At 35.2% G+C, this 26,421-nt stretch carries 19 protein-coding genes and 2 tRNA genes; 4 read left to right on the forward strand and 17 right to left on the reverse strand.

The window, feature by feature from the left end; genetic code table 11:
* Positions 1–75: 75 nt before the first annotated feature.
* The 3 genes from AC3E9W_RS10830 to AC3E9W_RS10840 all read left to right on the forward strand — a co-directional run bounded on the left by AC3E9W_RS10830 (position 76) and on the right by AC3E9W_RS10840 (position 1,628).
* Positions 76–714, forward strand: coding sequence for a peroxiredoxin (locus tag AC3E9W_RS10830; protein ID WP_089054578.1), 639 nt, complete (start codon positions 76–78; stop codon positions 712–714).
* Positions 715–950: 236 nt separating this feature from the next.
* Positions 951–1,259 (forward strand): thioredoxin family protein, encoded by a 309-nt coding sequence (locus AC3E9W_RS10835; RefSeq protein ID WP_007805605.1) that lies wholly within the window; start codon positions 951–953, stop codon positions 1,257–1,259.
* Between the two features lie 111 nt (positions 1,260–1,370).
* Positions 1,371–1,628, forward strand: coding sequence for a DUF6952 family protein (locus tag AC3E9W_RS10840; protein WP_008462029.1), 258 nt, complete (start codon positions 1,371–1,373; stop codon positions 1,626–1,628).
* Between the two features lie 545 nt (positions 1,629–2,173).
* Here AC3E9W_RS10840 and AC3E9W_RS10845 read toward each other — a convergent pair.
* Positions 2,174–2,258: transfer RNA gene (locus tag AC3E9W_RS10845), tRNA-Ser, on the reverse strand.
* A gap of 300 nt (positions 2,259–2,558) precedes the next feature.
* Here AC3E9W_RS10845 and AC3E9W_RS10850 point away from each other — a divergent pair.
* On the forward strand, positions 2,559–2,756 hold the full coding sequence (locus AC3E9W_RS10850) for a YqaE/Pmp3 family membrane protein (protein WP_488768415.1): 198 nt from the start codon (positions 2,559–2,561) through the stop codon (positions 2,754–2,756).
* Positions 2,757–2,913: 157 nt separating this feature from the next.
* Here the strand turns inward: AC3E9W_RS10850 and AC3E9W_RS10855 are convergent.
* The 16 genes from AC3E9W_RS10855 to AC3E9W_RS10930 form a co-directional block, all read right to left on the reverse strand.
* A tRNA-Ser gene (locus tag AC3E9W_RS10855) sits at positions 2,914–2,998 on the reverse strand.
* A 151-nt stretch (positions 2,999–3,149) separates the two neighbouring features.
* A complete protein-coding gene (locus tag AC3E9W_RS10860) occupies positions 3,150–3,548 on the reverse strand; it encodes an acyl-CoA thioesterase (protein WP_125721663.1) in 399 nt (132 codons plus the stop codon).
* A gap of 1 nt (position 3,549) precedes the next feature.
* Positions 3,550–4,683 carry a 3,4-dihydroxy-2-butanone-4-phosphate synthase gene (ribB, locus tag AC3E9W_RS10865; RefSeq protein ID WP_488768353.1) on the reverse strand — a complete coding sequence of 378 codons (1,134 nt, stop codon included), beginning with the start codon at positions 4,681–4,683 and terminating at the stop codon, positions 3,550–3,552.
* A 5-nt stretch (positions 4,684–4,688) separates the two neighbouring features.
* Positions 4,689–6,140 carry an LptF/LptG family permease gene (locus tag AC3E9W_RS10870; RefSeq protein WP_306158854.1) on the reverse strand — a complete coding sequence of 484 codons (1,452 nt, stop codon included), beginning with the start codon at positions 6,138–6,140 and terminating at the stop codon, positions 4,689–4,691.
* Between the two features lie 8 nt (positions 6,141–6,148).
* Positions 6,149–6,775: an outer membrane lipoprotein periplasmic chaperone LolA1 gene (gene lolA1, locus AC3E9W_RS10875; protein ID WP_488768416.1), complete on the reverse strand. Its 627-nt coding sequence runs from the start codon at positions 6,773–6,775 to the stop codon at positions 6,149–6,151.
* A 73-nt stretch (positions 6,776–6,848) separates the two neighbouring features.
* Positions 6,849–9,305, reverse strand: a complete 2,457-nt coding sequence (locus AC3E9W_RS10880) for a DNA translocase FtsK (RefSeq protein ID WP_488768354.1) — start codon at positions 9,303–9,305, stop codon at positions 6,849–6,851.
* 18 nt (positions 9,306–9,323) lie between these two features.
* The gene (locus AC3E9W_RS10885) at positions 9,324–9,698 is read right to left on the reverse strand and encodes a diacylglycerol kinase family protein (RefSeq protein ID WP_125721653.1); all 375 of its coding nucleotides are present in this window, start codon (positions 9,696–9,698) and stop codon (positions 9,324–9,326) included.
* Between the two features lie 13 nt (positions 9,699–9,711).
* Positions 9,712–10,209: a thiol peroxidase gene (gene tpx, locus AC3E9W_RS10890; protein WP_488768355.1), complete on the reverse strand. Its 498-nt coding sequence runs from the start codon at positions 10,207–10,209 to the stop codon at positions 9,712–9,714.
* A gap of 262 nt (positions 10,210–10,471) precedes the next feature.
* Complete coding sequence (locus AC3E9W_RS10895) at positions 10,472–11,371, reverse strand: ROK family protein (protein WP_488768356.1); 900 nt, start codon at positions 11,369–11,371, stop codon at positions 10,472–10,474.
* Positions 11,372–11,393: 22 nt separating this feature from the next.
* Positions 11,394–12,857, reverse strand: coding sequence for a glycoside hydrolase family 125 protein (locus AC3E9W_RS10900; protein ID WP_488768357.1), 1,464 nt, complete (start codon positions 12,855–12,857; stop codon positions 11,394–11,396).
* Positions 12,858–12,863: 6 nt separating this feature from the next.
* Positions 12,864–15,146, reverse strand: coding sequence for a GH92 family glycosyl hydrolase (locus tag AC3E9W_RS10905; protein WP_488768358.1), 2,283 nt, complete (start codon positions 15,144–15,146; stop codon positions 12,864–12,866).
* A gap of 159 nt (positions 15,147–15,305) precedes the next feature.
* Positions 15,306–17,573 carry a GH92 family glycosyl hydrolase gene (locus tag AC3E9W_RS10910; protein ID WP_488768359.1) on the reverse strand — a complete coding sequence of 756 codons (2,268 nt, stop codon included), beginning with the start codon at positions 17,571–17,573 and terminating at the stop codon, positions 15,306–15,308.
* A gap of 322 nt (positions 17,574–17,895) precedes the next feature.
* Positions 17,896–19,884, reverse strand: coding sequence for a beta-mannosidase (locus tag AC3E9W_RS10915; protein ID WP_488768360.1), 1,989 nt, complete (start codon positions 19,882–19,884; stop codon positions 17,896–17,898).
* A gap of 424 nt (positions 19,885–20,308) precedes the next feature.
* Positions 20,309–21,823, reverse strand: a complete 1,515-nt coding sequence (locus AC3E9W_RS10920) for a SusD/RagB family nutrient-binding outer membrane lipoprotein (protein ID WP_488768361.1) — start codon at positions 21,821–21,823, stop codon at positions 20,309–20,311.
* Positions 21,824–21,834: 11 nt separating this feature from the next.
* Positions 21,835–24,927 (reverse strand): SusC/RagA family TonB-linked outer membrane protein, encoded by a 3,093-nt coding sequence (locus AC3E9W_RS10925; protein ID WP_488768362.1) that lies wholly within the window; start codon positions 24,925–24,927, stop codon positions 21,835–21,837.
* A gap of 200 nt (positions 24,928–25,127) precedes the next feature.
* Positions 25,128–26,138 carry a LacI family DNA-binding transcriptional regulator gene (locus AC3E9W_RS10930; protein ID WP_488768363.1) on the reverse strand — a complete coding sequence of 337 codons (1,011 nt, stop codon included), beginning with the start codon at positions 26,136–26,138 and terminating at the stop codon, positions 25,128–25,130.
* Positions 26,139–26,421: the final 283 nt, after the last annotated feature.

Genomic DNA, 26,421 nt, shown 5'->3' on the forward strand with positions numbered 1-26,421 from the left:
ACATCTTATTGTAAATACATAGACTTCCGCCCTACTTTTGCACCAGAAATAAATTTTTAACGTAAAACGAAAAATATGTCTTTAGTAGGAAAAAAATTCCCAAGTATTGCAGTAGATGCTATCTCAGAAATGGGTGATAATTTAAAAATCAACATTTTTGAAGAAGCAGTAAACAACAACAAAAAAGTATTATTGTTCTGGTACCCAAAAGATTTTACTTTTGTTTGCCCAACTGAATTACACGCCTTTCAAGCTGCATTACCAGAATTTGAAAAAAGAAATACTATCGTAATCGGAGCTTCTTGCGATACTAACGAAGTACACTTCGCTTGGTTAAACACTCCAAAAAACAATGGTGGTATCGAAGGTGTAACTTACCCAATCTTAGCAGATACAAACCGTAACTTAGCTAACATTTTAGGTATTTTAGATATCGAATCTACAAGCTACAGCGAAGATACTGATTCAGTTATCATTGAAGGTTCAAACGTAACTTACAGAGCTACTTACCTAATTGACGAAACTGGAAAAATCTTCCACGAAAGTGTTAACGACATGCCATTAGGACGTAACGTAAACGAATACTTAAGAATGGTTGACGCTTATACACACATCCAAACTAAAGGTGAAGTTTGTCCTGCAAACTGGGAAGCTGGTAAAGAAGCAATGTCTGCTGACAGACTTAGTACTGCTGAATACTTAAGCGCAAACTAATTTTTTATAAAGTTACAAAGGTTCAGAGGGACAAAGTGGCAAAGATTTCTTTGCTTCGCAAATAAAGTCCAAAACTTTTTCTCTGAACCTTTGCTTACTTTAAATTTTCTCTCTAATTAAATAAGCAAAGGTCAAAAGCAAAACAAATCGAGTTTTGCAAAAACTTCTACACACAAAGTTTGTAAAACTTTGTCTCTTTGAACCTTTGCCACTTTAACCTTAAAAAAAATAAACAAATGTTAATCGACTTAAACGAAGATACGTTAGCAGATTTAGTTGCTAAAAACGAAAAAGTAGTAGTACAATATTCAGCTTCATGGTGTGGAAATTGCCGTATTATGAAACCAAAATTCAAAAAATTAGCAACAGAAAATGAAGCTATCACTTTTGTTTTGGTTGATGCAGAAAATTCTCCTGAATCGAGAAAATTAGCTAACGTAAGCAACTTGCCTACTTTCGCTACTTTCGTAAACGGACAATTGGTTGGCGAAACGCAAACCAACAAACAAGAAGTTTTAATCGATCTTGTAAACGCAATTGCTTAAATTTAGATTCGCTAGACTGGCTAGATTTTTAGACTTCTTAGATGTTGTTCTAAAGTCTAAAACAAGTCTAAGAAGTCTAAGAATGTCTAAAAATCTAAGAAAGTCTAAATTATGAAATTACCAGTAATAAAGCATTTAACGCAATTCATCGAAGAAAACGATCAGGATTATATCATTGAAACTATCGAAGTTCTAGAAGCGATGACCGAAATCCCTTCTCTTAAAGACGAAGAATTAGACGTAATCGGCGAATTAATCTCCAATATGTACGGCGCCCTTGAAGTTCAAAAATTAGTAGCTCAAGGAACCGACAAAAAAGAAGCTTTAAATACGTTCATGAAACGTGTTTTAGGTTCTATCGATAAGTAATCGACACCCTCCAAGATTAAATACAAAAAACAAGGCTAAGAAAGCGTTTCTACTTTTAGGGACGCTTTTTTTAGTGGTCAGTGGTCAGTTTTTTTAGTGTTCAGAATTTTATTAGTCTGTTTATACGGTTGTCACCCTGAGCGAAGTCGAAGGGCACAAAGATTGGCGATTTAGATTGCGGAGCTACATGTGTGGGCTTCTCCCGAAGTCTCGGGACGCTCAGCCTGACAAACTAAATCTAAAATCTCCCTTCTAAAATCTAAAATAATCATTTGGGCGAGCCACCATCCCGATAAAAGGGCTTATTCACTTCGTGCGTATTTGCCCTTTTATCGGGAAGCTGTCGGGCTATCCGCTCCGCTGCGGCGGATTGCTCCTATCCCTCTCGCGGGACGGTTTCAAAAGATATTTTTATTTCTTTTCAGTGTTATCCTGAAAAGGAAGGATGACAAGATTGTGAATCTTTATGCTTTTAAAGTCAAAAGCCTCTTAATCGTAAGATTAAAAGGCTTTAGTTTTTTAATTTCCTTTGAAATTATTTTCAGCGGAGAAAGAGGGATTCGAACCCCCGGACCTGTTACAGTCAACAGTTTTCAAGACTGCCGCATTCGACCGCTCTGCCATTTCTCCAGTATGTTACAACCATTATCTGATTGCGAGTGCAAATATAATGCGTTTTTTCGATTGTGAAAACTTTTTTGAAACTATTTGCAAAGAAAATTACGTGCGTACAAAAAAGAAAATCTGCGATAAAGCTAAAGGTTTCAAAGTGAAGCAGAAACGGATAAAATAAAATAAGAAAGCCTTAGATTTCATTTTGCAAAATGCTTTATTTTTTTCTTTTAGATGGATTAATTTTACTTTACAATGAGATTTTAAAGTAACAAATTACATGATTTGCGACATATTAAATAAACTAGAAATAAAATGATGACACTTATAGCAATATTTTTTCCGTGTATTTCCTTTTTTTTAAGAGGTAAAATTTTGACTGCACTACTCTGTTTAATTTTACAGCTTACCTTAATCGGTTGGCTGCCTGCCGCAATATGGGCTGTGATATCGCTTCAAAATTCAAGAGCGGACAGACGTAATGAGAAATTGATAAAAGCAATGCGAAATAGATAATTTAACTATCACTTTAAACTACTTCCCTACTTTTCCTAAACTTTATTTTGCGATGGCAAGTTTCATCCAAAACTTGAAATTAAATTCTTATTCAAAATTTTTAAGAAAGCATTAAAAAAGAAAAACCCTTAACAAAGTTAAGGGTTTTAAAATTCAGCGGAGAAAGAGGGATTCGAACCCCCGGACCTGTTACAGTCAACAGTTTTCAAGACTGCCGCATTCGACCGCTCTGCCATTTCTCCAGTATGTCGCTCTCATTGTCTGATTGCGGGTGCAAATATAAGACGGTTTTTCGGTTATCAAAACTTTTTTTGGAATTATTTTTGAACTTTTTTAAAATAATTTCCAAGTATCTAGTTATCAATATTTCCGAAAATGAGATTTTTTCAAAAGTTAATCCAAATCATCCAAAATTGGCGTTGGTTTTTTGTTTTCGTCAACGGCAACAAACGAAAAAGTTCCAGAAACTACCGTTTCGCGAAGTTCAGAATACATTTGTTCCATAAAAATATCGACATGAATTTTACAGCTTGTTCTTCCAACGCTGTCCACTTTTGCTACTAATTCAATTAGTGTTCCTGCCGGAATTGCTTTTTTAAAATCAATCTGACCTGTTGAAATTGTTACTACTTTCTTACGGCTGAAACGCGTAGCACAGATAAAAGCAACTTCATCCATAAGATGCAATGCTGTTCCTCCAAATAAAGTGTCGTAATGATTGGTTGTGCTAGGGAAAACTGCTTTAAAAATTCGAGTTTCTGATTTTTGAATTCTTTCTTCTACTGTTCCCATATTAATAATTAACGTATTCTGTAATTTCAAGTCCGTATCCAATCATACCAACTCGTTTTGTTTGCTCCGTATTTGAAACCAATCTGATTTTAGAAATATCTATATCATGAAGAATTTGAGCTCCAATACCATAATCTTTGCTGTCAATAATAACTTTCGGAGCTTTTAATGTTCCGTTGGCCTGTAAATTTTTAAGCTCAGAAATTCGGTTTAAAAGATTAACAGCTGTCATGTCTTGATTAATGAAGATTACAGCACCTTTTCCATTTTCGTTAATTACTTTAAACATATCGTCTAATTGCTGTTCGGCATTATTAGTCAGCGTTCCTAGTAAATCATTATTTACCTGAGAAGAGTGAATTCTAGTTAAAATAGGTTCCCCAGAATTCCAAGTTCCTTTAGTTAAGGCAATATGAATCTGTTTATTTGTAGTCTGTTCGTAAGCTCTTAATCTAAAAGTTCCAAAACGGGTTTCGATATCAAAATCTTCTTTTTTAACAATTAGACTATCGTGCTGCATTCTATATGCAACTAAATCTTCGATTGAAACTAATTTTAAATCGAATTTTTTAGCCACTTTAATCAATTCTGGCAAACGAGACATTGTTCCATCTTCGTTCAGAATTTCGCAGATTACTCCAGCAGGTTTAAATCCAGCTAGGCGTGCAAAATCAATTGCAGCTTCAGTGTGTCCAGTTCTTCTTAAAACACCGCCTTGTTTTGCGATTAGAGGGAAAATATGTCCAGGACGAGCTAAGTCGTGAGGTTTTGTATTTGGATCAATTAATGCCTGAACAGTTTTCGATCTGTCAGCGGCAGAAATACCAGTTGTAACTCCATTTCCTTTCAAATCAACAGAAACCGTAAAAGCGGTTTCCATGTGGTCTGTATTGTTGGTAACCATGGCACGAAGATCCAATTCCTTGCAACGGCTTTCTGTAAGTGGCGTACAGATTAATCCACGTCCGTGAGTAGCCATAAAGTTGATCATTTCTGGAGTTACTTTTTCGGCAGCAGCCAAAAAATCACCTTCGTTTTCGCGATCTTCATCATCGACTACAATGATTACTTTACCTTGACGGATATCTTCTATAGCTTCCTCAATGGTATTCAGTTGTATTTTTATTGTTGACATAATTATTATTGCTTTTGAGCAGGTGAAAACCGCTCAGAAATTTTTTGAAAAAACAGTGAAATCGGCGTTGTTATCGCATCAAAATTAATCAATCCGTTGTCGTTAGTGGCACGGTAGGTTAATAATACAGCTAACGGCGACAATATGAATGAAGACATCCAAGAACCTAAAAATGGAGCCATTCCGCCTTCTTGAGACAGCCTTTTTCCGAAAGTATTGATGAAATGGAATGTAATGAAAATTAAAACAGCAAATACAATAGGGAGTCCAAGTCCTCCTTTTCTAATAATAGCACCTAGTGGAGCTCCGATAAAGAACATTAAGAAACAAGCAAACGCAATAACGAATTTCTCGTATAATGCATTGTAGTGTTTGTTGATTTCTCGCTGTTTGTCTTTTAGATCTCGCTGAGTTGTTTCGATCGAATATATATTACTCGTAATATTGCTTCCAGCCATTTTTAAGATATCTACTTTATCTTTATTTGAATAAATAGACAAAACGTCGTTTGGAAGCGGTTTCTTTTTAATGTTTTTCTGAGAATCTTTAGCAAATCTTTTAATTCCAACTCTCTGATTAATGTTTTCAGAAAAAGAAGCAATTTCGTTGTCTAAATTTTTGTTTAATGAGTCTAAAGTATAACCTAGCTCATTAACATTCAGCATTGCATTTGTTCCTGCAATACTTTCTTTACTGTCGTCAACTTTGTTAAGTTCAGACAAATCGATATTGATGATCTGTTTTTTAAATTTTCCTTTTATAAAAGGCAATTTTGCACGATCCTCATATTTTTTCGGAGTAACGTCTTGATAGTAATAACCGTCATTTAAAACCAGTTTCAAAATGCTGGATTTCTCATTGCTGACCAATTCGCCGGTTTTAGCTTTAATTACGGTTTTGTTTTCACCCATAGTATTTGCCTTTTCGTGAATTGTCACGCCTGCCAGATGATTTCCGTTTTCGCCAGATTTTTTGTTAACCTTAATGTTGTAAGTACCAACATCGTTAAACTGACCTTCGGCAATAGCCATTGCAGGTTTTGCCTGTGCAATGTTTTTCCTAAAATTGACAAACTTATATTCGGCATACGGAATAACATTGTTTGCAAACCAAAATGCAACAATACTTAAAACGAAAATAAAGATAATCAACACTCTCATTGCTCTTTGCAATGATATACCTGAAGATTTCATGGCTGCAAACTCGTAATTTTCGGCTAGATTTCCGAAAGTCATAATCGAAGCCAATAATACCGAAAGCGGTAGCACAAGCGGGATAATACGAGGCATAGAAAAAAGCAGGAATTTCACGACCAATATTAAGTCGAGATCTTTACCTGCTAGTTCTGATATAAATAGCCATACTGTTTGAAGTATGAATATGAAAAATAAGATTACAAATACCGTAGTAAATGTAAATAAGAATGTTTTTAATAAGTATTTGTCTAGAATTTTCAACCTTCTGATTAATCTAATTTATTGATGTAGTATTTCGGGTATTTACTCGCTACAAAGGTAAATTGATTTTTTGATAATGGCTGATTGGTTTTAAAAGAATTAACGGTTAAAGTTGTTTTTGTTCCGTTTTTTCCAGTTTCAATCAAATTATAGATGTGTTTTGTTTGAACGTCAATACCTAAAAGAATCTCTTTTCTTTGGTCTTTTCCACTCGTAGGAACTAATTTGATGTATTGAATTTTTCTTCCTTTTACATTCTGAACGATATCCATATTGTATTTGTAGCCAGAATTGAAGAAAGTAAGCATTTTAGAAGGAGTAATAGCGTTATCATCCTTTTCGTTTACTTTAGAAATAGTAACTTCTTCATCTTCAGGAACAATAGTATACGTTTTTTGGCCGTCAAAAATTTTGGTAACGCCCATAAAATTCAAAACATATTGATTTCCTTTCATCGTCACGTTTCCTTTACTGTCTTGATTGATGTTTTCTTTGGCGTTATTCAAAGAATATTTAAAATCGATGACAATATTGTTGTAGCTTTTAATTTTAGAAGTTACTTCGTTCAATAAATCTTTCGCTTTTTTATCTTGAGCCTGAATAGAAGTGAAGCTCAAAAGCAATATAACTGCCATTTGAAAACACTTTTTAGTCATGTTTGTGATAGAATTGTTGTTGATTTCTTGAATTTTTGCTTTCATGATTGGATTAATTTTGTTCATTATTAAAAAATTGATCAAGAGCATTTAAATCTAAGATGTTTACACTGCGTGCTTTACTGCCTTCAAACGGACCAACAATACCTGCTGCCTCAAGTTGATCGATCAAACGACCAGCTCTGTTGTATCCTAATTTTAATTTTCGCTGCAATAAAGAAGCAGAACCTTGCTGTGCATTGACAATTATCTCTGCCGCTTCTCTAAATAAAGTATCTCTTTCGGAAATATCTATATCAAGATTGATGCCACTTTCTTCCCCAACGAACTCTGGAAGCAAATAAGCGTTTGGATACGCTTTTTGCCCGCCAATAAAATCTGTAATTTTTTCAACCTCTGGAGTGTCAATAAACGCGCACTGAACACGCACTACATCATTCCCGTTGGTATATAATAAATCTCCTCGCCCGATCAATTGATCTGCACCTTGCGTATCCAAAATGGTTCTTGAATCGATTTTAGAAGTTACTCTAAAAGCAATTCTGGCAGGGAAATTGGCTTTAATTAAACCTGTAATTACGTTTACAGAAGGTCTTTGCGTGGCAATAATTAAGTGAATACCAATGGCACGCGCTAACTGAGCCAAACGGGCAATCGGAACTTCGACTTCTTTTCCTGCTGTCATAATCAAATCGGCAAACTCATCGACAACCAAAACGATGTAAGGTAAAAATCGGTGACCCGCTTCTGGATTTAATTTTCTAGACTTGAATTTTTCGTTGTATTCTTTAATATTACGAACCATCGCATCTTTTAATAAAGAATAACGATTGTCCATTTCTGTACAAAGCGAATTTAATGTGTTGACAACTTTTGCATTGTCTGTAATAATAGCATCTTCTGTGTCTGGAAGCTTCGCTAAATAATGTCTTTCTATTTTATTGAAAAGTGTAAGCTCTACTTTTTTCGGGTCAACCAAAACAAATTTTACTTCTGCAGGATGTTTTTTGTATAAAAGCGAAGTTAAAACCGCATTTAATCCGACAGATTTACCTTGTCCCGTTGCTCCAGCCATCAATAAGTGAGGCATTTTAGCCAAATCGACTACAAAAGTTTCGTTAGAAATGGTTTTTCCTAATGCAATTGGCAATTCCATTTCAGCTTCTTGGAACTTCGCCGCTCCAATTACGCTTTTCATAGAAACCATAGTTGGGTTTTTGTTCGGAACCTCAATCCCGATAGTACCTTTTCCTGGAATTGGCGCAATAATACGAATTCCTAGTGCGGATAATGATAAAGCAATATCATCTTCTAAACTCTTAATTTTAGAAATTCTAATTCCCGCTTCAGGAACAATTTCATATAAAGTAACCGATGGACCAACGGTTGCTTTAATTTGTGCAATTTCAATTTTGTAGTTACGAAGTGTGTCTACAATTCTATTTTTATTTTCTTCTAATTCTTCTTGATTGATTGTAATTCCTCCAGTCGAATATTCTTTCAATAAATCAATGGTTGGAAATTTGTAATTTGATAAATCCAAAGTCGGATCAAAAAGGCCGAAATCGGCAACTAGGCGAGAAGCTAAGTTTTCTTCTATAATATCCTCTTCTTCTGCTTTTTCTATAACAAAAGCCTCGTCTGGAGTGGCAGTAACTTGCGCAACAGGCGGCTGAATTGGCTTTAAAATAGGATTTAATTCAATTTCAGACGAATGAGAAATAGTTGGTTTTAAAGCTTCTTTATTGATCTCAAATTGAGAATCGACAGTTTTAATATGGATATTATCCAATTCAGGATCGTTTTCTTCCTCTTCTTCTTTAATAGAAAACTCTTCCAGATTATAAGCACTTTCTGGTTGTGCAACTGCTGGTTTTAATGTGTCTAATTCTGATTTTAATTCTTTTTTAGTCGAATCAAAATAAGACTGGATTTTTTCTGGAGATAATTTGATTTTGAAAATCAAGTATACAATTAAACCGAAAAGCAGCGTAAGCAAAGTACCTGTTTTTCCGATATAATCTTGAAGGAATATATTTAATTCGTAACCAATTGTACCTCCTAATTCTGGTGCAGAAGTAGCAAAGAAACCAAATAATACAGAAACGATAATGATGGCAAAAATATCCCAGAACCAAGTGTTTTTTAGTTTTTGGGTCGAAAGTTCCAATGCAAGAAACATTCCCGTAAGGAAAAATAAACGCACGAATATGAAAGATGCAAGACCGAAACCTCGATAGATAATCAAATCGGCAAGATAAGCTCCGAATTTGCCAAGCCAATTCTCAGCCACCTCAGTGCGATCGCCAAGCTGGTTTACAACGCTTTGATCGTTTTGCCATTGTCCATTAACGTAAAAAGAAATAAATGCTACCAAAAGGGCAATAGAAAAAAGAACCAAAAGACATCCTAAAACAAATTTTTGTTGTTTAGACATCTTAAAAGATCTTTTATTTCCTTCTTGTTTATCGTTTTTTTTATCTACAGTTTCTTTTTTATTTTTTGCCATTCTTGCGTTTTCCTTTGCCTAAATAAATTTTGGAATATAAATAATCAAGCCTATTGCTATTGCAGTCATTGCAGCAAAAAATACTGCCCCTGCAGCGATATCTTTTATAAAACCGATTCGTCTGCTAAAATCGGGGTGGATAAAATCGGCTATTTTTTCAACTGCCGTATTTAATCCTTCAATGCTTAAAACAAAACCGATGGCTAATGTCTGACATAGCCATTCGGTTTGTGAAATATGAAAATAGAACCCAGCTATAGTCATGATAATTCCCAATGAGAATTGCACCATAATGCTGTGTTCGGTTTTTATTAATTTTACAGCTCCATTAAAAGCATATTTCATGCTTTTTAATCGACCTGTAACAAAGGTGTTATCTTTTTGAAACTCCATTTAAAGGAAAATATTATAGTACAGCTAAAGCAGCTTCGTAATTTGGTTCGTTTGCGATTTCAGCAACTTGTTCTGTGTGAAGAACTTTTCCGTTTTCGTCAACAACAATAATTGCTCTTGAGTGTAAACCTGCTAATGGCCCGTCAACAATTTCAAGTCCGTTTGCTTTACCAAAAGCACCAGTTTGGAAATCTGATAAGTTTACTACATTTTCTAAACCTTCAGCACCGCAAAAACGTTTTTGAGCAAAAGGCAAATCTCTAGAGATACATAAAACAGTTGTATTTTCTAATCCGCTTGCGCTTGCATTGAAAGTTCTAACAGATGTTGCACAAGTTCCTGTATCAACACTTGGGAAAATGTTTAAAACTAATTTTTTACCAGCGAAATTGCTCAAAGACGCAACTGATAAATCGTTTTGAACTAATTTGAAGTCAGCTAATTGCGATCCAACTGCTGGTAATTCGCCTGATGTATGAACTGGATTTCCTCCTAATGTGATAGATGCCATGATTTTTGTTTAAAATTAATGAGGCTCAAAAGTAAGGATTAAAATTTGAATCTAAAAGTATTTGTTATGGGTTTAAGGAGAGATTAAGAATGGTTTTGGGGTAGCCACGAATTCACTAATTTACGTGTGGAAAATTTGTCGAAGTTTAAAAATTTGACAAAGTTTTTCGATATAAATTACCTCCAGCTTTAGCTAGTAGCACTTCAATCGAATGTATTATAAACAAAAACGGATGAGTTGGTTTTACTCATCCGTTTTTGTTTTAATCGCAAAGAAAACTGACGGCTCCTAGTAAGGCAGCAATTTCATTATCGTTTGAAATGGAAACCTCAACTTTTAAATCCGATTCTTGGATTATTTTAGTAAATGAAGACAAAAACAAATCGCTCGCATTGGCAATTTTTCCACCAATAATGATGTGATCTGCTGTGAAGTTTTTAATCCACGGAATAACAACTTTTGCTAAATCCTCCCCCATTCTTTCAAAAACTGCAATGGCCGACTGATCTCCATTTTTTGCTAGATTATACAATTCTAAACCATTATTAAGATCTATACTGCTTAAAGATTTATAATGTGCTAAAAGACCTCTAACCGAAACATAATCTTCTGCCATACCTTCTTGATAAGGCAAATTATAAATTTCACCATCAGCAGGAACAGAATTGCCTGAACTGATCGATACTCCTTTATCAATAAAACAAGCCCCTAATCCGGTGCCTAAGGTAACTGCCATTACTTTTTTAGAAAGATTTTCCTGCTCTTTAAAAACTTCTCCCTTTCCAAAACAAACGGCGTCATTTTCAAAAAGAACTGGAAAATCAGCAGTAAAACCAAGAGTTTCTAGAAGCAACTCTCTGATGTTTAATCCGTAAAAATGTTCGTATTTGGACTGATCTTTAATCCAACAGATACCGTTTTTATAATCAAATGGGCCTGGCATGCAAACTGCTATTCCCGTAATATTTTTAATTTTAGAATTTTCTATTGCGGTGCAGATTACTTTTTTCCAAATGTTCATGACCTCATCTGCAGGCTTATTCGAATCAAAGGATTCTTTGCAGAGTGAAAAGTCCAAAACTTTCATATCGGTTTTATTGATGACCGCAGCTGTAATATGTGTTCCTCCTATATCTAGCCCAATGGCGTGTGATGTATTCATTTTTACTTTTTTAGCTTTAGTACTAGATATTTTTATCTTTTAAAATTTGAGGATAATGAATACTGGTGTGCACAATCATTTCGCCAAATAAGGTATTCGCCCAAGCAAACCATTTACGAGTAAACTTGTTCACATCGTCTTTATGAAAAGATTCGTGCATGAATCCAGTATCGGCATTGGTTTTAATTAAATTGCTAATACAGGTTTTTATTTCTTTTTCGTCTACACTTGTTATCGCTCTTAAAACAATACTCATTGGCCAAATCGTATCGACTCCCGTGTGCGGACCGCCAATTCCTTCTCCTGCTTTTCCTTTGTAGAAAAATGGATTGTTTTCTGATAGCACTACTTTTCTTGTATTCAAATACAAAGGGTCATTTGGAGCAATTGCGCCTAAATAAGGCAATGATAGTAATGATGGTACATTGGCATCGTCCATCATATGGAAACTTCCGTAACCGTTAACTTCAAAAGCTATAATTTTTCCGAATTTTGGGTGATTGATAATTCCGTGTTCGTTCAAACCTTTTTGAACTTGATCTCTTAATTCTGTGGCTTTTGCAACCAAATCATTGTCTTTTAAAGCTGGAAGAGAGAAAATCTCAATCAGATATCCCAATATTTCAATAGCAAACATATTGCTCGGAATCAAATAACCGAATAAAGTAGAATCGTCACTTGGTCTGAAAGTCGACACGATTAATCCGCAAGGTTTTACAGGATAACCGTAACCGCCTAACGGAACTCCATCTGTTGCCCACGCCGTTTGACGCTGAAAACTATAAGGCCCGCCTTTTCCGTCTAATCTTTGCTGCTCTTTAAAAGTCTGAAGGATTAAAAGCATGGCTTCTTTCCATTTGGCATCAAATAAACTGATATCTCCCGTTTCTTTCCAATACCCGTGCGCTAAACGAACTGGATAACACAAACTGTCAATTTCCCATTTTCTTTCATGAATTCCGGGCTGCATTTTGGTAAGGTCATTTTTCCATTCGCTTTCTTTTGTAAAATCTTTATAAAATGCATTGGCATACGGATCGAGCAGAATACATTTCGCTTGACGATTAATTACTCCTTTTACTAATTCTGCCAGTTTTGGATCTTCTTTTACAAACGGAATATACGGCCAAATCTGCGCTGTACTATCTCTAAGCCACATAGCATCGATATCGCCAGTAATGACATAGGTATCTGGTTTCCCGTCTATAATCTCAAAATCTACTGTGGTATCTAATGTATTTGGAAAACAGTTTTCGAAGATCCAAGCCAATTCTGGATTGGCGATTTGTTTTTTAACGCGTACTATCGCAGTTTCAATGGCTTTACTTGTAAATTTTCTTTCGGCAACTGGAGGTCTTTTTGAAACAAAATCTTTTAAAGGAAATTGAAAAGTATCTGAATTAAATCCGAATGCTTCTGTTTGAACTGCCAATAATCCTGCTGAAAAAATGCCAGCGTTTTTTATAAATTTTCTACGTGACTGCATATCTTTTTATTTTGAATTTGAATAAGAATATGGGAATGCTTCTTTTGTTGTACCTCTTTTAAAATTAGGTGAATTGGTCATATCAAAATTTAATTCTCCACCTTTTAATACCTCAAAATGATTGATGTAATTTTTAGTATGAAGAGCATTATTCCATTTTAAATCGTTTACATATTTATTGGTTTCCGAATTATTTGGCGCGTTGATGACAAGCTGTTTTCCGTTTTCTAACTGTAAAGTTGTTTTCTTAAATAATGGCGCTCCCAAAACATATTCTTCTGTTCCCGGACAAACGGGATAGAATCCCATGGCTGAGAAAATGTACCATGCAGAAGTCTGTCCGTTATCTTCGTCTCCGCAATAGCCATCTGGAGTTGATTTGTACAAACGGTTCATGACTTCTCTGGACCAATATTGTGTTTTCCACGGTTCTCCAGCATAATTGTACAAATAAATCATATGCTGAATGGGCTGATTTCCGTGAGCATATTGCCCCATATTCATAATCTGCATTTCGCGGATTTCATGAATAACAGCTCCATAATAGCTGTCATCAAAAATTGGAGGCGTCGCAAAAACAGCATCTAATTTTGCTGTGAAATTTTTCTCTCCGCCCATTAAATCAATCAACCCTTGAATATCATGAAAAACACTCCAGCTGTAATGCCAGCTATTTCCTTCGGTAAAAGCATCTCCCCATTTAAATGGATTAAAATTGGCTGGAAAACAGCCGTCTTTATTTCTTCCGCTCATTAAACCTACTGCTGGATTATAGAGATTTTTGTAATTCATCATTCGTTTTTCATACAAACTGATTTCTTTTTTCGGACGATTTAACGCTTTTGCCAATTTCCAAATCGTAAAATCATCATAAGCATATTCTAAAGTTCGAGCCGCATTTTCGTTGATTTTCACATCATACGGAACATATCCTAAAGTATTGTAATACTCCACTCCTTTTCTTCCAACAGCTTCTAGCGGACCTTCATTATTCGCTCCGTGCAGCAAAGCTTCGTATAAAGTATTGATATCATAACCGCGTAATCCTTTTATATAAGCATCTGAAACTACTGAGGCAGAATTATTTCCTACCATAACATTTCTAAATCCTGGACTTGACCATTCTGGCAAGAATCCGCCTTCTTTATAATCGTTTATTAATCCTTCCTGCATTTCTTTATTTATAGACGGATAAACCAGATTTAACAGAGGATATAAAGCACGAAAAGTATCCCAAAATCCCGTTCCTGCATACATATAACCCGGCAGCACTTTTCCGTTGTACGGACTGTAATGCACAATTTTTCCGTCTTTATCAATTTCATATTGTTTTTGAGGAAAACAAACGGTTCGGTATAAACAAGAATAGAAAGTCTTTAACTGATCTGTATTGGTATCTTCTATAGCAATTTTTCCTAAAACTTTATTCCATTCTGCTTTAGATTTTGCAACAGTTTCCTCAAAAGATGCTGTTCCCAATTCTTTTAAATTTAATTCCGCCTGTTCAAAGCTTATAAAAGAAGAAGCCACTTTTACATTGATTTTTTCTCCTTTTTTAGTTTTAAATCCAATAACTGCACCGACATGATTCCCTTCTGATTCTAATTTATCAGCAGTTAAATCTTTATTAAGCCAAGTTGAATTGGTTAAAAATGGTTTATCGAATTGTAAAACAAAATAGTTCTTGAAATTTTGAGGAACACCGCCGCTGTTGCGAGTTGTATAACCGATTATTTTATTTTCTGAAGGAATTATTTTGATATAAGAACCTTTATCAAATGCATCGATTACAATAGAAGATTTTTCATTTTCTGGAAATGTAATCTGAAAATGTGCCGCTCTTTCTGTTGTTGTAATTTCAGTTGTAATATCATGATCGGCAAGATAAACGCTATAATAATAAGGTTTTGAAACTTCTGCTTTATGGCTGAACCAACTCGCGCGTTCATCTTCGGCGAAAGCCAATTTACCCGTAACCGGCATAATCGAAAACTGACCGTAATCGTTCATCCACGGCGAAGGCTGATGCGTTTGCTTAAATCCTTTGATTTTCTCGGCTGTATAAGTATACGCCCAACCATCGCCCATTTTTCCAGTTTGAGGCGTCCAGAAATTCATTCCCCACGGTCGGCAGACTGCTGGATACGTATTCCCGTTTGAAAGATTATGCAACGATTGTGTTCCCATTAAAGGATTTACATATTCTACAGGATCTAAGACTTTTACTTGTGCGTTTAAAAAAAGGCTGCATTGCACTATTCCAAGAAAAATTAAACTCTTTATTTTCATATTATATGTGTTATCCTGCAAGGTTTTCAAAACCTTGTAGGTATTTATCTTTTTTGCGAAATTTAAATCTCATTTATCTAAACTTTAAATTATACCTACAAGGTTTTGGAAACCTTGCAGGAACGTGTAATCTAAAATCTAAAATCCAAAAATCTAAAATTACTTAGGTCTATCCTCTTTCTTCACTCCCCAAGTTGCTGATGGTTTGCTTCCCATATACAATTTCAGTTCTCCGCCTTTTACGATCATTTCTTGTGTAATGTATGATTTTGTATACGGTTTTCCGTTGAATTCTACTTTTTGAATATAGATATTTGAAGCGCTGTTATTAACCGCATTTATTGTAAAAGAAACCTCTTTTGTATGATGAATCACGGCACTGTTTACTAACGGACTTCCTATAACATAAATTCCGTTTGCTGGATTAACAGAATAAAATCCCATCGAAGATAAAATATACCAAGCCGACATTTGCCCTAAATCTTCGTTACCGCACAATCCGTCTGGTTTTGTAGAATAAAATTTATCGTCGATTTCGCGAATTAATTTGGCTGTTTTCCAAGGCTGTCCCACATAAGCGTACAAATACGGAATATGATGATTCGGTTCATTTCCGTGTGCGTATTGTCCAATTAAACCGCTGATATCTGGCGAAACATCCTCACCTTCGACTTTGTCGGTTAGCAAGAAAAGTGAATCCAGTTTAGCTATAAATTTTTCTTCATTTCCAAACAATTCAATCAATCCATACGGATCTTGCGGAACTAGCCAAGTGTACTGCCAAGCATTTCCTTCGACATAATCATCTTTACGATGCGCAGATGAAAGCGGATTAAACGGTGTTCTCCAATTTCCGTTAGTCAATTTACCACGCATAAAAGTGGTTTCTTTATCGAAATACAATTTGTATAAATTGGCTCTTTTGGTGAAGTAATTATAATCGTCTGTTTTGTTTAAAGATTTTGCCATCAAAGCAATACAATAATCATCGATGGCATATTCTAAAGCATTCCCAACAGATTCCAACTGTTTATCAGCAGGAATATATTCGAGTTTTTGAACATAATCCATTCCGTCACGGGTCTGCATTGCCGTTTTTTTAATTGCTTCGTATGCCAACTCTGTGTCGTAATCACGATATCCTTTTAAATACGCATCGACAATAACGGCTATAGAATGATTTCCGTTCATGGTATTGGTTTCGTTGCCCATTAAATGCCAAACTGGCAATCTTCCTTGCTGCTGATAAATCGCTAAAAATGATTTTACAATATCATTGATTTTTTCTGGCTGCGTAATGGTGTATAAAGGATGTAGTCCTCGATAAGTATCCCAAAGCGAAAAAGTAGTGTAATTGGTGAAGTTAGCTTTTTCGTATACTTTTTTGTCTGTTCCCCTATAATCTCCGTTGGCATCATTAAAAATGGAAGGCGCAAACATGGTGTGGTACAATGCTGTATAGAAAACTTTCATTGTTTTTTCATTGGCTTTGATCTGAACTTTATTAAGTTCTTTATTCCATTTTGAATCTGCTAATTTTACAACAGCTTCAAAATTCCAATCTGGAATTTCTGCTTTTATATTCGCCGATGCATTTTCTGTACTTACTGGAGAAATTCCAATTTTTACTAGAATCTGTTTATTTTTTAAAGCTTTAAAATCTAAAACTGCTTTTATTTTTAAGCCTTCGCCTTGTGTTCCTTTAACCACTGCCGTGCTGTCGTAAACTGCTATATTGGCAATTGGTTCAGAGAATTCCATTGCAAAATAAATGCGCTGATCTGTTGCCCAGCCTGTCGAATAGCGATAGCCTTCTATTTTATTTTCGCTAATTTTTTTAATGAATGTTTTTACAGGTCTGTCCCAGCCAATTCCGTCAGCGAGGTCAATTAAAATATGAGAATCGTTTGTGTTTTCGAAAGTATATTTATGAAATCCTACTCTTTCGCTTGCTGTTAATTCGGCTTTGACTTTATATTTGTCTAAAAGAACACTGTAATATCCTGGTTTAACCACTTCGTTTTTATGAGAGAAATACGAACCGTATCCGTTTACCATATCTTCTTTTGTGCCTTTCGTCAAGCCGACTTTTCCGCTTACAGGAAGCACCAAAATATCGTTTAAATCACCGATTCCGGTTCCACTTAAATGTGTATGCGTAAAGCCTAAAATCGTATTGCTGGCGTAGTTGTAACCGCTGCACCAATCCCAACCTTCGAAAATATTTACCGGACCTAGTTGAACCGCTCCAAAAGGAACATTAGCCCCCACAAAAACATGACCATGGCCAGCAGATCCGATAATTGGATCGACATATTGCGTATAATTTGCCGTATTTTCTATTTTCTTTTTTTGAGAAAATACAATACCGCCGCAAAACAGATTAAAAATTAAAACTCCGCTAAAAATTAGTTTGCTGTTTATCATTTGTAATTTTTTATTTTTTTGAATTCATGGGAAGACCCTTTGTCTTTTATAGAACCCTAGTAATAGAATAAAATCTTGTCTTCGTAAGGAGACGCACTGCGGTGCGCCTCTACATGAAAAATTTATAAAAACACCCAATAAAGGATAAATTATCGTCTTCATAAGGAGACGCACTGCGGTGCGTCTCTACATAAAAATTTATAAAAACACCCAATAAAAGATAGATTATCGTCTTCGTAAGTAGACGCACTGCGGTGCGCCTCTACGGAAAAACTCTGTCTCTTTGTCTCTTTGCAACTTAGAACCTTAGAGTCTCAGTACCTTAGTACCTATTCAAAACCTCATATAAAGAATAAATCTTAATATTTTCTTTCTTGACTTTTCCTTCAAACGAAATTATTTTTTCTTCTCCCGCTTGTAAATCAAAATAATTATCGCTCCATTTTCCGTTATACACTTTGGCTGAAATGCAAACATATTTAGCTGCTTTTTCTGCTTTTAGGATAATTGTGTTTCCTTTTATCTGCCAATTTATTTTTGGATCTTCCAGTTTTAAATTTATTGGACGAGTAAAATCAATTTCTGATTTGATATCGTCTCTGTAAGCTTCTCTTATAGCATACCATGCCGCTTTAGGCTGTCGGTTCTCGTAATCGGTTATGCTCCAACTGGCAACTGGCCAACAGTCGTTTAATTGCCAGACCAAAGTTCCCATATTATACGGCGCTTTTGAACGGTGGGTTCCAACAATATTTTTTATGGAATAATAATGCAGACACTGACTCAAGTATGCATAATCTTCCAAATTCAGCTTTTTTATTTTAGAGGCATCTATAAAATATTTGCCGAGATACGAATCTAACTTCTCAAAACCTTTACCCGCTTTTAAATGTACTTTTAGTATATCTGAATATAAATGACAATCTTCTTCTGAGGTAAAATTTTCAATTGAAGAATAATTGGGTAACGATAGCATTCCGTATTCGCTCACAAATCGTCCCGTTTTTTTCTGAACAGCTTCAATATCTTCTATTCCCCACCAAATTCCCCAATAATGGCTGTCTCCTTCTGTTACGCTTTTTGGTTTTGACCAATGATATAAAGGCGAAGAACTTAAATAGGGACGTTTGCCATCAGCTTCTTTTACCCATTTCGGAATACTGTCGTGAAATAAACGCGTATAATCTTTCCATAAACGAATCGAATCTTGTTTGGAAATTTTAAAACTTTTCATCCAACCCCAATTTTTAAAAGCTTCGTCAGATTCGTTGTTCCCGCACCATAAAACGATACTTGGATGATGGCGCAATCTCTTTACCTGATACTGCACTTCTTTTTTTACATTATCAAAAAAAGCATCGTCTCCAGGAACCATTGTGCCGGCAAACATAAAATCCTGCCAGACATTTATTCCGTATTTATCGCATAAATCGTAGAAATAATCATCTTCATAAATGCCTCCGCCCCAAACGCGAAGCATATTCATGTTGGCTTCTTTTGCCGATAAAACTATTTTTTCATATTCTTTTTTTGTTACTCTAGAAAGAAAAGCATCAGACGGAATGTAATTGGCTCCTTTCATGTACACTGGCTTTCCATCAATTTTAAAATAAAAAGATTTCCCAAGACTGTCTTTGTCTTGTATTAATTCAATCTTTCGATTTAAAACATACGGTTTCTCAGGCGCTTTTTCGTCATAAGCTTCCAATCTTGGCGTTTTCCATACGCCGCAAGTGGTAAATTTTGGTCCCCAATCCCAGCCAAAATGATATTGCGCCTTGCGTACATAAGCTCTCGGATTGTCTGGAATTACAAATGGCTGATCTTTTTTAGCCAGCGAATCGACTACATTTTGCGCCGATTGAAATACGATTCGCAAGTCGTTATTTCCTGGTTTCAAGTTCTTTTTAACCTCAACACGCCATTGACGGAACATATTATCGGCTTTTAAAACCAGCTGATTGTTTACATATATTGATGCGTAAGTGTCTAATCCGTCAAAAACTAATTCTGTATTTTTCTTTTTCAGCATTTTTGCAGTAACCTGAAAAACAGTTTTATATTCCCAGTTTTTACGTTCTATCCACTGCAAGTTTTTTTCGTTGTCTCTATAAAATGGATCAGGAATTAATTTATTGTTCAGCAAATCGGTATGAATTTCTCCCGGAACTGTTGCGGGATACCATTTTTTAGTTTTTTCTTCACGGTATGTCCAATTGTTTTTTAAATCGATTTGCTGTGCAAAAGCAATCGATGTAAAGCCTGCGAGGCATAAGCTCGTTAACCAGCGAAGTTTTTTGTGATAATTCATTTTTTGGAATACTATATTAATACCTTCTAAAATTAGTAAAAAGGCACCTAATTTGGCAGTTTAGAGAAGGAAAGAACTGACCGTGTTATTCCTTCTCTGCAGAATTTATTCTTTGTTAGTAACTCTAAAATACAACTAGAAATATTTTCTTTACCACTGCCTATGTTTATTTTGGTTTTGATTTGTATTGTTTAAATTCAAATAATGAAATAAACTTTAAGTATATTTTATTTAAAATGCTGAAAATAAATCCATCTTTTTCAGCAGAATACAATTTTGTTTTTCTGCGAAAAAAAAGCATTTGAATCTGCAAAATAACTTTCAATTACACTCGTGAGATCAATTCTTTATTTGATTTAAAAATAAGCCGGGTATGCTCATGACCCGACTTATTTTAACTAACTAACCAACCAAATTTAAAAATCTATTTGTCCCACCAGATTCTTGTGGTCATTAAATCTAAACCTTGACGTTGAATTGCTTCTTTATAATTAGCCTCGTTTGTGATCAATTCTGACTGATCATAAATTAATCTTCTCGGAATTGTTCCTTTTGTCTCTCCAGTTGGATCATTTACAGGAACTAAAACTGGGTAACCTGTTCTTCTGTATTCTGAAAATGCTTCAAAACCATTAAACAATAACAAAATCCATTTTTGAGTGATAATCTGTTCGATTTTTTCTGCTTCTGTTCCTGCAGATTTGAACGGATAAGTCGTAATGTAAGTGGTATATTCTGCTGGTGAAACCAAAGGCACTTTGTCTCCAAAAATGGCTAAAATATTCATTGCCCCTCTTACTCCGTTTTCATAATACGTTTGAGCAGATCCTCCAACATTCCATCCTTTTACTGCGGCTTCTGCCAATAAATATTGAACCTCAGCATAAGACATAATTAGCGTTGGAGCATCATAACGCAATACGGTTGACGTATTAGGATCTGAGAAAAGTTTTTTGTCTCCGCCTGGAAATTCTTTTGCATCATTTGCTAAACCTTGCTGATTTGCAGGGTTATTATCTCCTGTTGCTTCTAATTTTGCATAAATTCTTAAACGAGGGTCGTTTGTGTTTTTCAATAAATCGATGAAAGTTTTACTGAATTTGATATTCGATTCTCCTCCGTTCAAATCATTTCTAACCCATGAAGAAGTAATCGGATTTGTTTTTACTCCCGGAGGCCCTGCATCATGTCGTAAAACCAAACTGTCATCATTTGAAGTAAAAACGCCTTTAGCGTATGCTTTTTCTACAAATTCTTTTGCTTTTGCAGGATTTACTTTAGACAAACGCATGGCTACTCTCAACATTAAAGAATTTGCCAGTTTTTTCCATCTTGCTACATCGCTTTGGTAAAATAAATCAGCATTTCCAACAAAAGGTTTTCCTGCGTCTAGCGCCGTTCCAGCTTCGTCCAATTCTTTTAAAAGATCATTGTAAATAGCTTCTTGAGTATCATATTTTGGAGAAAAAACATTTCCATTATATCCTTTTCCAGCTTCAAAATAAGGAACTTCACCATAAGTGTCGGTCAGTTTTTGGAACAAGAAAACTTTCATGATTCTGCAAGCTTGAATCATATTTGTATTTTCTGGCGTATCCTCTACTACAGATATTAATTGGAAAATCTGATTTAATCCTTTTCCGTACGTTTCTCCAAAAAGAGCAGCCGAATATTCAGAAGAATAGGCGTATTTCGAACCTGCGCCACTCGGTGACGAAAATTGCTGCACAATCTGCGCTGCGTAAATATTATTTCCTCTTGTGTTAGAAAAATCTTGTCCGTCAACATAAATTTCGGCAAGTGTAAACATCGATTTTACAGCTGGATCTGTTAAAGCATTTGGATTCGTATTCATTTCTTCGAATCCTTTATCGCATGATGCCAATGTCAAAGCACTAACAATTGCGACACAAAATATTTTAATATATCTATTTTTCATCTTTTTTAGTATTAGAATTTGACATTAAGTGCAAAACCATAGTTTCTTGTCAATGGCATAGAAGCTCTCTCCATACCTTGCGCATTACTGTTTGAGTAATTTGACTCTGGATCTATGTTTGGAACTTTGTCATAAATAGTCCATAAATTATGTGCTGAAAAGGCTAAACTAACAGACTGAAATGGTGTTTTTTTCAAATATGCTTTTGGGAAATTGTATGCAAAAGAAATGGCTCTCAACTTCACAAAATCGGCATCGTAAACAAAGTTTGAGGTTACGTCGCTGTAACTTCTCCAGTAATCATAAGCCGAAACTGTTGTGTTAACAGGAGCTCCGTTTACATCTGTTCCGCTTACTGCAACTCCGTTTTCACGACCTGGAAGAGTAATTTCACTTAATCCGTAACGAGTCCCTAACTGATTGGTAGCAGAATAGATTTCTCCTCCAAATTTAGCATCCATAAAAACAGAAAGAGTGAAATTTTTATAAGAGAAATCATTTGAGAATCCCATAGAAAGCGGTGCAACACCTTGTCCTGCAATGATTAAATCTCCTCTTAAAAATTTACCATTTGTATCTAAAACAATGTTTCCGTTTGTATCTCTTAAATAATCGTAAGCTTTAATAACTCCAAAAGGCTGTCCTTTTTCTAAAACTACATTAGCTCTTCCGTCTCTGTTTCCTTCTAATGTTTTCGTTGTAATTTTATCAGAAAGATTCAGCACTTCACTATCATTATAAGCAAAATTATAACCTACGTTCCAAGTGAAACTTTCTGTTTTAACTGCTTTTACATTAATAGCAAACTCCACCCCTTTGTTTAGGATTTCTCCAACGTTGATTTTCGTCGTTCTGTATCCAGAAGCTTGAGAAACATCGGCATCCGTAATATCATTCGTAGTTTTTTTACTGTAGAATGTTAAATCTGTACTTACTCTATTGTTGAAAAATGTGTTTTCAAAACCAAACTCAATTGTGCTTACGTTGTATGGCTTTAAAGTTCTGTTTGGAATTGTTTCTCCATTTACACCCAAAATTGGCTGCCCTAATGAATCTGTCTGTCCGTCTGGCGTTATATAAGTTAAAGATAAAGCATAAGCATCTGGCAATGCTCCACCAACGTTACCCCAGCCAGCTCTAAGTTTACCATAAGAAATCCATTCTGGAAGACCAATCACTTCAGAATAAATAAAACTTGAACTTACAGAAGGATAAAAAGTACTATTGTTTGACGGATCTAAAGTAGAAAACCAATCTTCACGGCCTGTTAAACTAAGAAATAAATAATCTTTGTATCCAATATCGGCAGAATAGAAAAGTGAGTTTACTTCGCTTTCTGAAAATAACTTTTCTGTTTTATCTGGCTGTGTATTTCCGTAGAAATATTTGAACGGAACAATAAAATTATTTCCTTTCATTTTAATACCGCTGTATCGGTTATGCTGACGGTTTGCACCAATAAAGGCATCTAGCGAAAGATCTTTAACAATATCTCCTTTGTAACCTAAGAAACCAGAAGCATTCCATTCTGAACGTGACTCCACTCTGTTTTCGATTGATCCTCCTGGGCTGTAGTTTATTCCAGTAGGTTCAATTTCAGTGTATTCATAATTAATATCATCAATACCAATAACAGCTTTAGCATAAATTTTTTCTGTAATGTTATAATTTACTTTTGCAGATCCGATAAAACGCTTTCTAAGGTCGTCGTTTAATGGCGATTTTGTAGCAAAATAAGGATTGGTATGGTATACGTTTGCTCCTAAATAATCTTCTTCACCGCCGTTTGCATCATACGGATTGCTTAACCATCTAATATCTGTTCCCGGAGTCATAAAAGTGGTTGGGAAAGATGGGTTTCTTGGCGAATCGTTTAAGTATGGACGATTATGGCTTTTCTCCGAAATATACTGCGCATTAGTTTCTACGCTGATTTTTTTATTTGGAGCCGAATTTAAACTTAAAGCCACGTTGTTTCTTCCAAAAGTAGTTTCTGGCAGAATAGATTCATCTTTGGTATTTCCGAAAGATAATCTAAAGTTTGTAGTTTCATTTCCGCCAGAAATCGCTAAAGTATTACTGAAAGAATATCCCGTTCTATAGAAATTCTCCACATTATCTTTTCCGTAAGCCTGATAAGGTCTTGTAGCACCGTCAAGAGACAAAGAAGGTGTTCCGTCGTACTTATCTCCCCATGCAAAATAGTACGAATCTCTAAGTTCTTGTAAATTAGTAAATCTTGTTGGTACACCGCTCGCGTTTGGAGCTCCAGCGCCATACTGATCTTGCCATTTTAAAAGGCTTGCAGGCGTATTAAAAGTAGAATTTGTACTAAAATCTACTCCTATTCCTGTACCGCTTTTTCCTTTTTTGGTCGTAATCAAGATAACACCATTTGAACCTCTATACCCGTAAAGCGCAGAAGCGGCACTACCTTTCAAAACCGACATCGATGCGATATCATCTGGATTGAAAGAAGACATTCCGTCTCCTTTGTCAGCGCCTCCCCACATGTTTGCATTTCCTTGCTGCGTGTTATCAATCGGAATTCCGTCTACCACATAAAGCGGCTGGTTCAATCCAGATGCCGAAGTCGCTCCACGAATGACCACACGGCTAGAACCAGATGGTCCTGTAACTGGCGCCGAAACGTTTACGCCCGCAATTTTACCCTGCAAAGCATTTCCTAAATTAATTTCTTTATTTTTTGTCAGATCTTCACCTTTTAACTCTCCAACGGCGTAACCCAAACTTTTCTTTTGTTTTTTAACTCCAAATGAAGTTACCACAACATCTTTCAATTCTTGTGTAGATTCAACCAGTGCAACAGTAACTCTGGTATCTTTTTCCTGAAGCACAACTGTCTGTGACTGAAACCCGATAGAAGATACATTCAGCGTAACTTTACCTTCTGGAACATTCATTCTAAATCGCCCTTCAGCATCTGTAACAGCGCTAAATGGTTTTCCTTGAACTTCGATTGATGCAGCAACAACTCCCTTGTTCTCTGCATCTGTAACTATGCCGGTTATTAATCGATTTTGCGCTGCAGCACTTAAACTGCTAAGCAATATCACGCCTAACACTGCTAATATTTGTCTCATAAGCTTTTTTGGTTATTGGTTTTGACTTCGTTTTGTGTTTGTTCTACTCTGTTTGTTTTTAAATAATTAATAAAAAATTGTACTCTGTCTCAATGTCTCAGCGCCCATTTTTACTAGGGTTGCTGTTTTTGTTTTTAACTAAAACGTTTTAGTGAAATGACTAAAAAAAAGCCTAAACTCACTTTTCATTTTATATTTTTTTAAATTGATTCTCTTATAATTAAATTGCCTTTTTCGAGAACTTTTTCAATTTTAAAATCGTCCAGGTTTGTCATTTGACTCATTAGCAATTGTATGGATTTGACCGCTATCTGTTCTATAGGTTGGGCAACTACCGATATTGTGGGCGTATGCAGTTTGAAGCTGTCGTGATCATCAAAACTGATAACCGAAATGTCGTCTGGAATTTTGTATTTCAAATCTCGAAAAGCTTGAAGCCCCGCAAGTCCCAGATAATTTGCCAGAAAAAGAACGGCATCTATCTCTTTATTTTCTGTAAAGAAATTTATGATGGCTTCAATTCTGCTCTGTTCGCTTGAGTGATAATCTAAATGAAGCGTATATTTTTCGTTATAAATTCCTTCTTCTTTTAAGGCTTCAACATATCCTTTTTCTCTCAATTTCATCTGAATCATTCCAGACTTATTATTCACGACTGCAATATTCTTTCTCCCTTTACTCATCAAAAATTTAGCAGCAGCGTAAGAGCCTTCGTAATTATCCATCACAACATGACTTACTTTTTGATTGGCAAAATATCTGTCAATAAGTACAACTGGTTTCTGGAGTTTTAAAAGCTGGCTTATTGTTTTTTCCAAATTTCGTGTTGGCGTAATAATAAAACCTTCCACATTTGCCTGCAAAAGACTTTGCACCAATTCTTCAGAACGGTCATTATCGTCGTTTGTACTGCAATAAAAAACTCTATAATTAATATTTTTTGCCTCGTCTTCGATCACTCTTGCCAAATCTGCAAAAAACTGATTGGATATATCTTCTACAATAAGTCCTATTGATCTCGTTTTTCCTGTCCGCAAACTGCTCGCAATCATACTGGGTTTGTATTGCAGTTTTTGTGCTACATCCTGAACTTTTTTGATCACTGCCGGGCTGATGGCCATTTTTTCACCCTTTCCGTTGATAACAAAAGACACAGTAGAAATAGAAACCTCAGCTTTTTTAGCAATATCTCTAATTGTAATCTTTTTCATCGGGTAATTATTTTATTGTTGCATATTTTATTACATAGCAAATATATGTAAGTACAGCTTACAAAAACGTTTTAGTAAAATTTATTTTCAATAAAATGTTTTTTTATAGCTAAAAAACAACAAAATATTCAGTAATTACTGGATTTACCTCTGTTATTGTCATTCTGACTTTTAATATCAATTTTATGATTTTGATATTGATTTTAACTACATTTGGCCATGATTATTGCCATAAAAAACGAAAAAATAGTTTTTTTCAGTTCTACTGAGAAGGACAAAAAAT

It is taken from the genome of Flavobacterium sp. 38 (genome assembly GCF_057799715.1).

Bases quoted from the DNA above. Each gene is read 5' to 3' on its own strand.
- AC3E9W_RS10895 (WP_488768356.1), bottom strand. From the start codon at position 11,371: ATGAATACATCACACGCCATTGGGCTAGATATAGGAGGAACACATATT.
- AC3E9W_RS10910 (WP_488768359.1), bottom strand. From the start codon at position 17,573: ATGATAAACAGCAAACTAATTTTTAGCGGAGTTTTAATTTTTAATCTG.
- AC3E9W_RS10930 (WP_488768363.1), bottom strand. From the start codon at position 26,138: ATGAAAAAGATTACAATTAGAGATATTGCTAAAAAAGCTGAGGTTTCT.
- lolA1 (WP_488768416.1), bottom strand. From the start codon at position 6,775: ATGGCAGTTATATTGCTTTTGAGCTTCACTTCTATTCAGGCTCAAGAT.
- tpx (WP_488768355.1), bottom strand. From the start codon at position 10,209: ATGGCATCTATCACATTAGGAGGAAATCCAGTTCATACATCAGGCGAA.
- AC3E9W_RS10905 (WP_488768358.1), bottom strand. From the start codon at position 15,146: ATGAAAATAAAGAGTTTAATTTTTCTTGGAATAGTGCAATGCAGCCTT.
- AC3E9W_RS10850 (WP_488768415.1), top strand. From the start codon at position 2,559: ATGACACTTATAGCAATATTTTTTCCGTGTATTTCCTTTTTTTTAAGA.
- ribB (WP_488768353.1), bottom strand. From the start codon at position 4,683: ATGTCAACAATAAAAATACAACTGAATACCATTGAGGAAGCTATAGAA.
- AC3E9W_RS10900 (WP_488768357.1), bottom strand. From the start codon at position 12,857: ATGCAGTCACGTAGAAAATTTATAAAAAACGCTGGCATTTTTTCAGCA.
- AC3E9W_RS10835 (WP_007805605.1), top strand. From the start codon at position 951: ATGTTAATCGACTTAAACGAAGATACGTTAGCAGATTTAGTTGCTAAA.
- AC3E9W_RS10830 (WP_089054578.1), top strand. From the start codon at position 76: ATGTCTTTAGTAGGAAAAAAATTCCCAAGTATTGCAGTAGATGCTATC.
- AC3E9W_RS10840 (WP_008462029.1), top strand. From the start codon at position 1,371: ATGAAATTACCAGTAATAAAGCATTTAACGCAATTCATCGAAGAAAAC.
- AC3E9W_RS10920 (WP_488768361.1), bottom strand. From the start codon at position 21,823: ATGAAAAATAGATATATTAAAATATTTTGTGTCGCAATTGTTAGTGCT.
- AC3E9W_RS10915 (WP_488768360.1), bottom strand. From the start codon at position 19,884: ATGAATTATCACAAAAAACTTCGCTGGTTAACGAGCTTATGCCTCGCA.
- AC3E9W_RS10885 (WP_125721653.1), bottom strand. From the start codon at position 9,698: ATGGAGTTTCAAAAAGATAACACCTTTGTTACAGGTCGATTAAAAAGC.
- AC3E9W_RS10860 (WP_125721663.1), bottom strand. From the start codon at position 3,548: ATGGGAACAGTAGAAGAAAGAATTCAAAAATCAGAAACTCGAATTTTT.
- AC3E9W_RS10925 (WP_488768362.1), bottom strand. From the start codon at position 24,927: ATGAGACAAATATTAGCAGTGTTAGGCGTGATATTGCTTAGCAGTTTA.
- AC3E9W_RS10880 (WP_488768354.1), bottom strand. From the start codon at position 9,305: ATGGCAAAAAATAAAAAAGAAACTGTAGATAAAAAAAACGATAAACAA.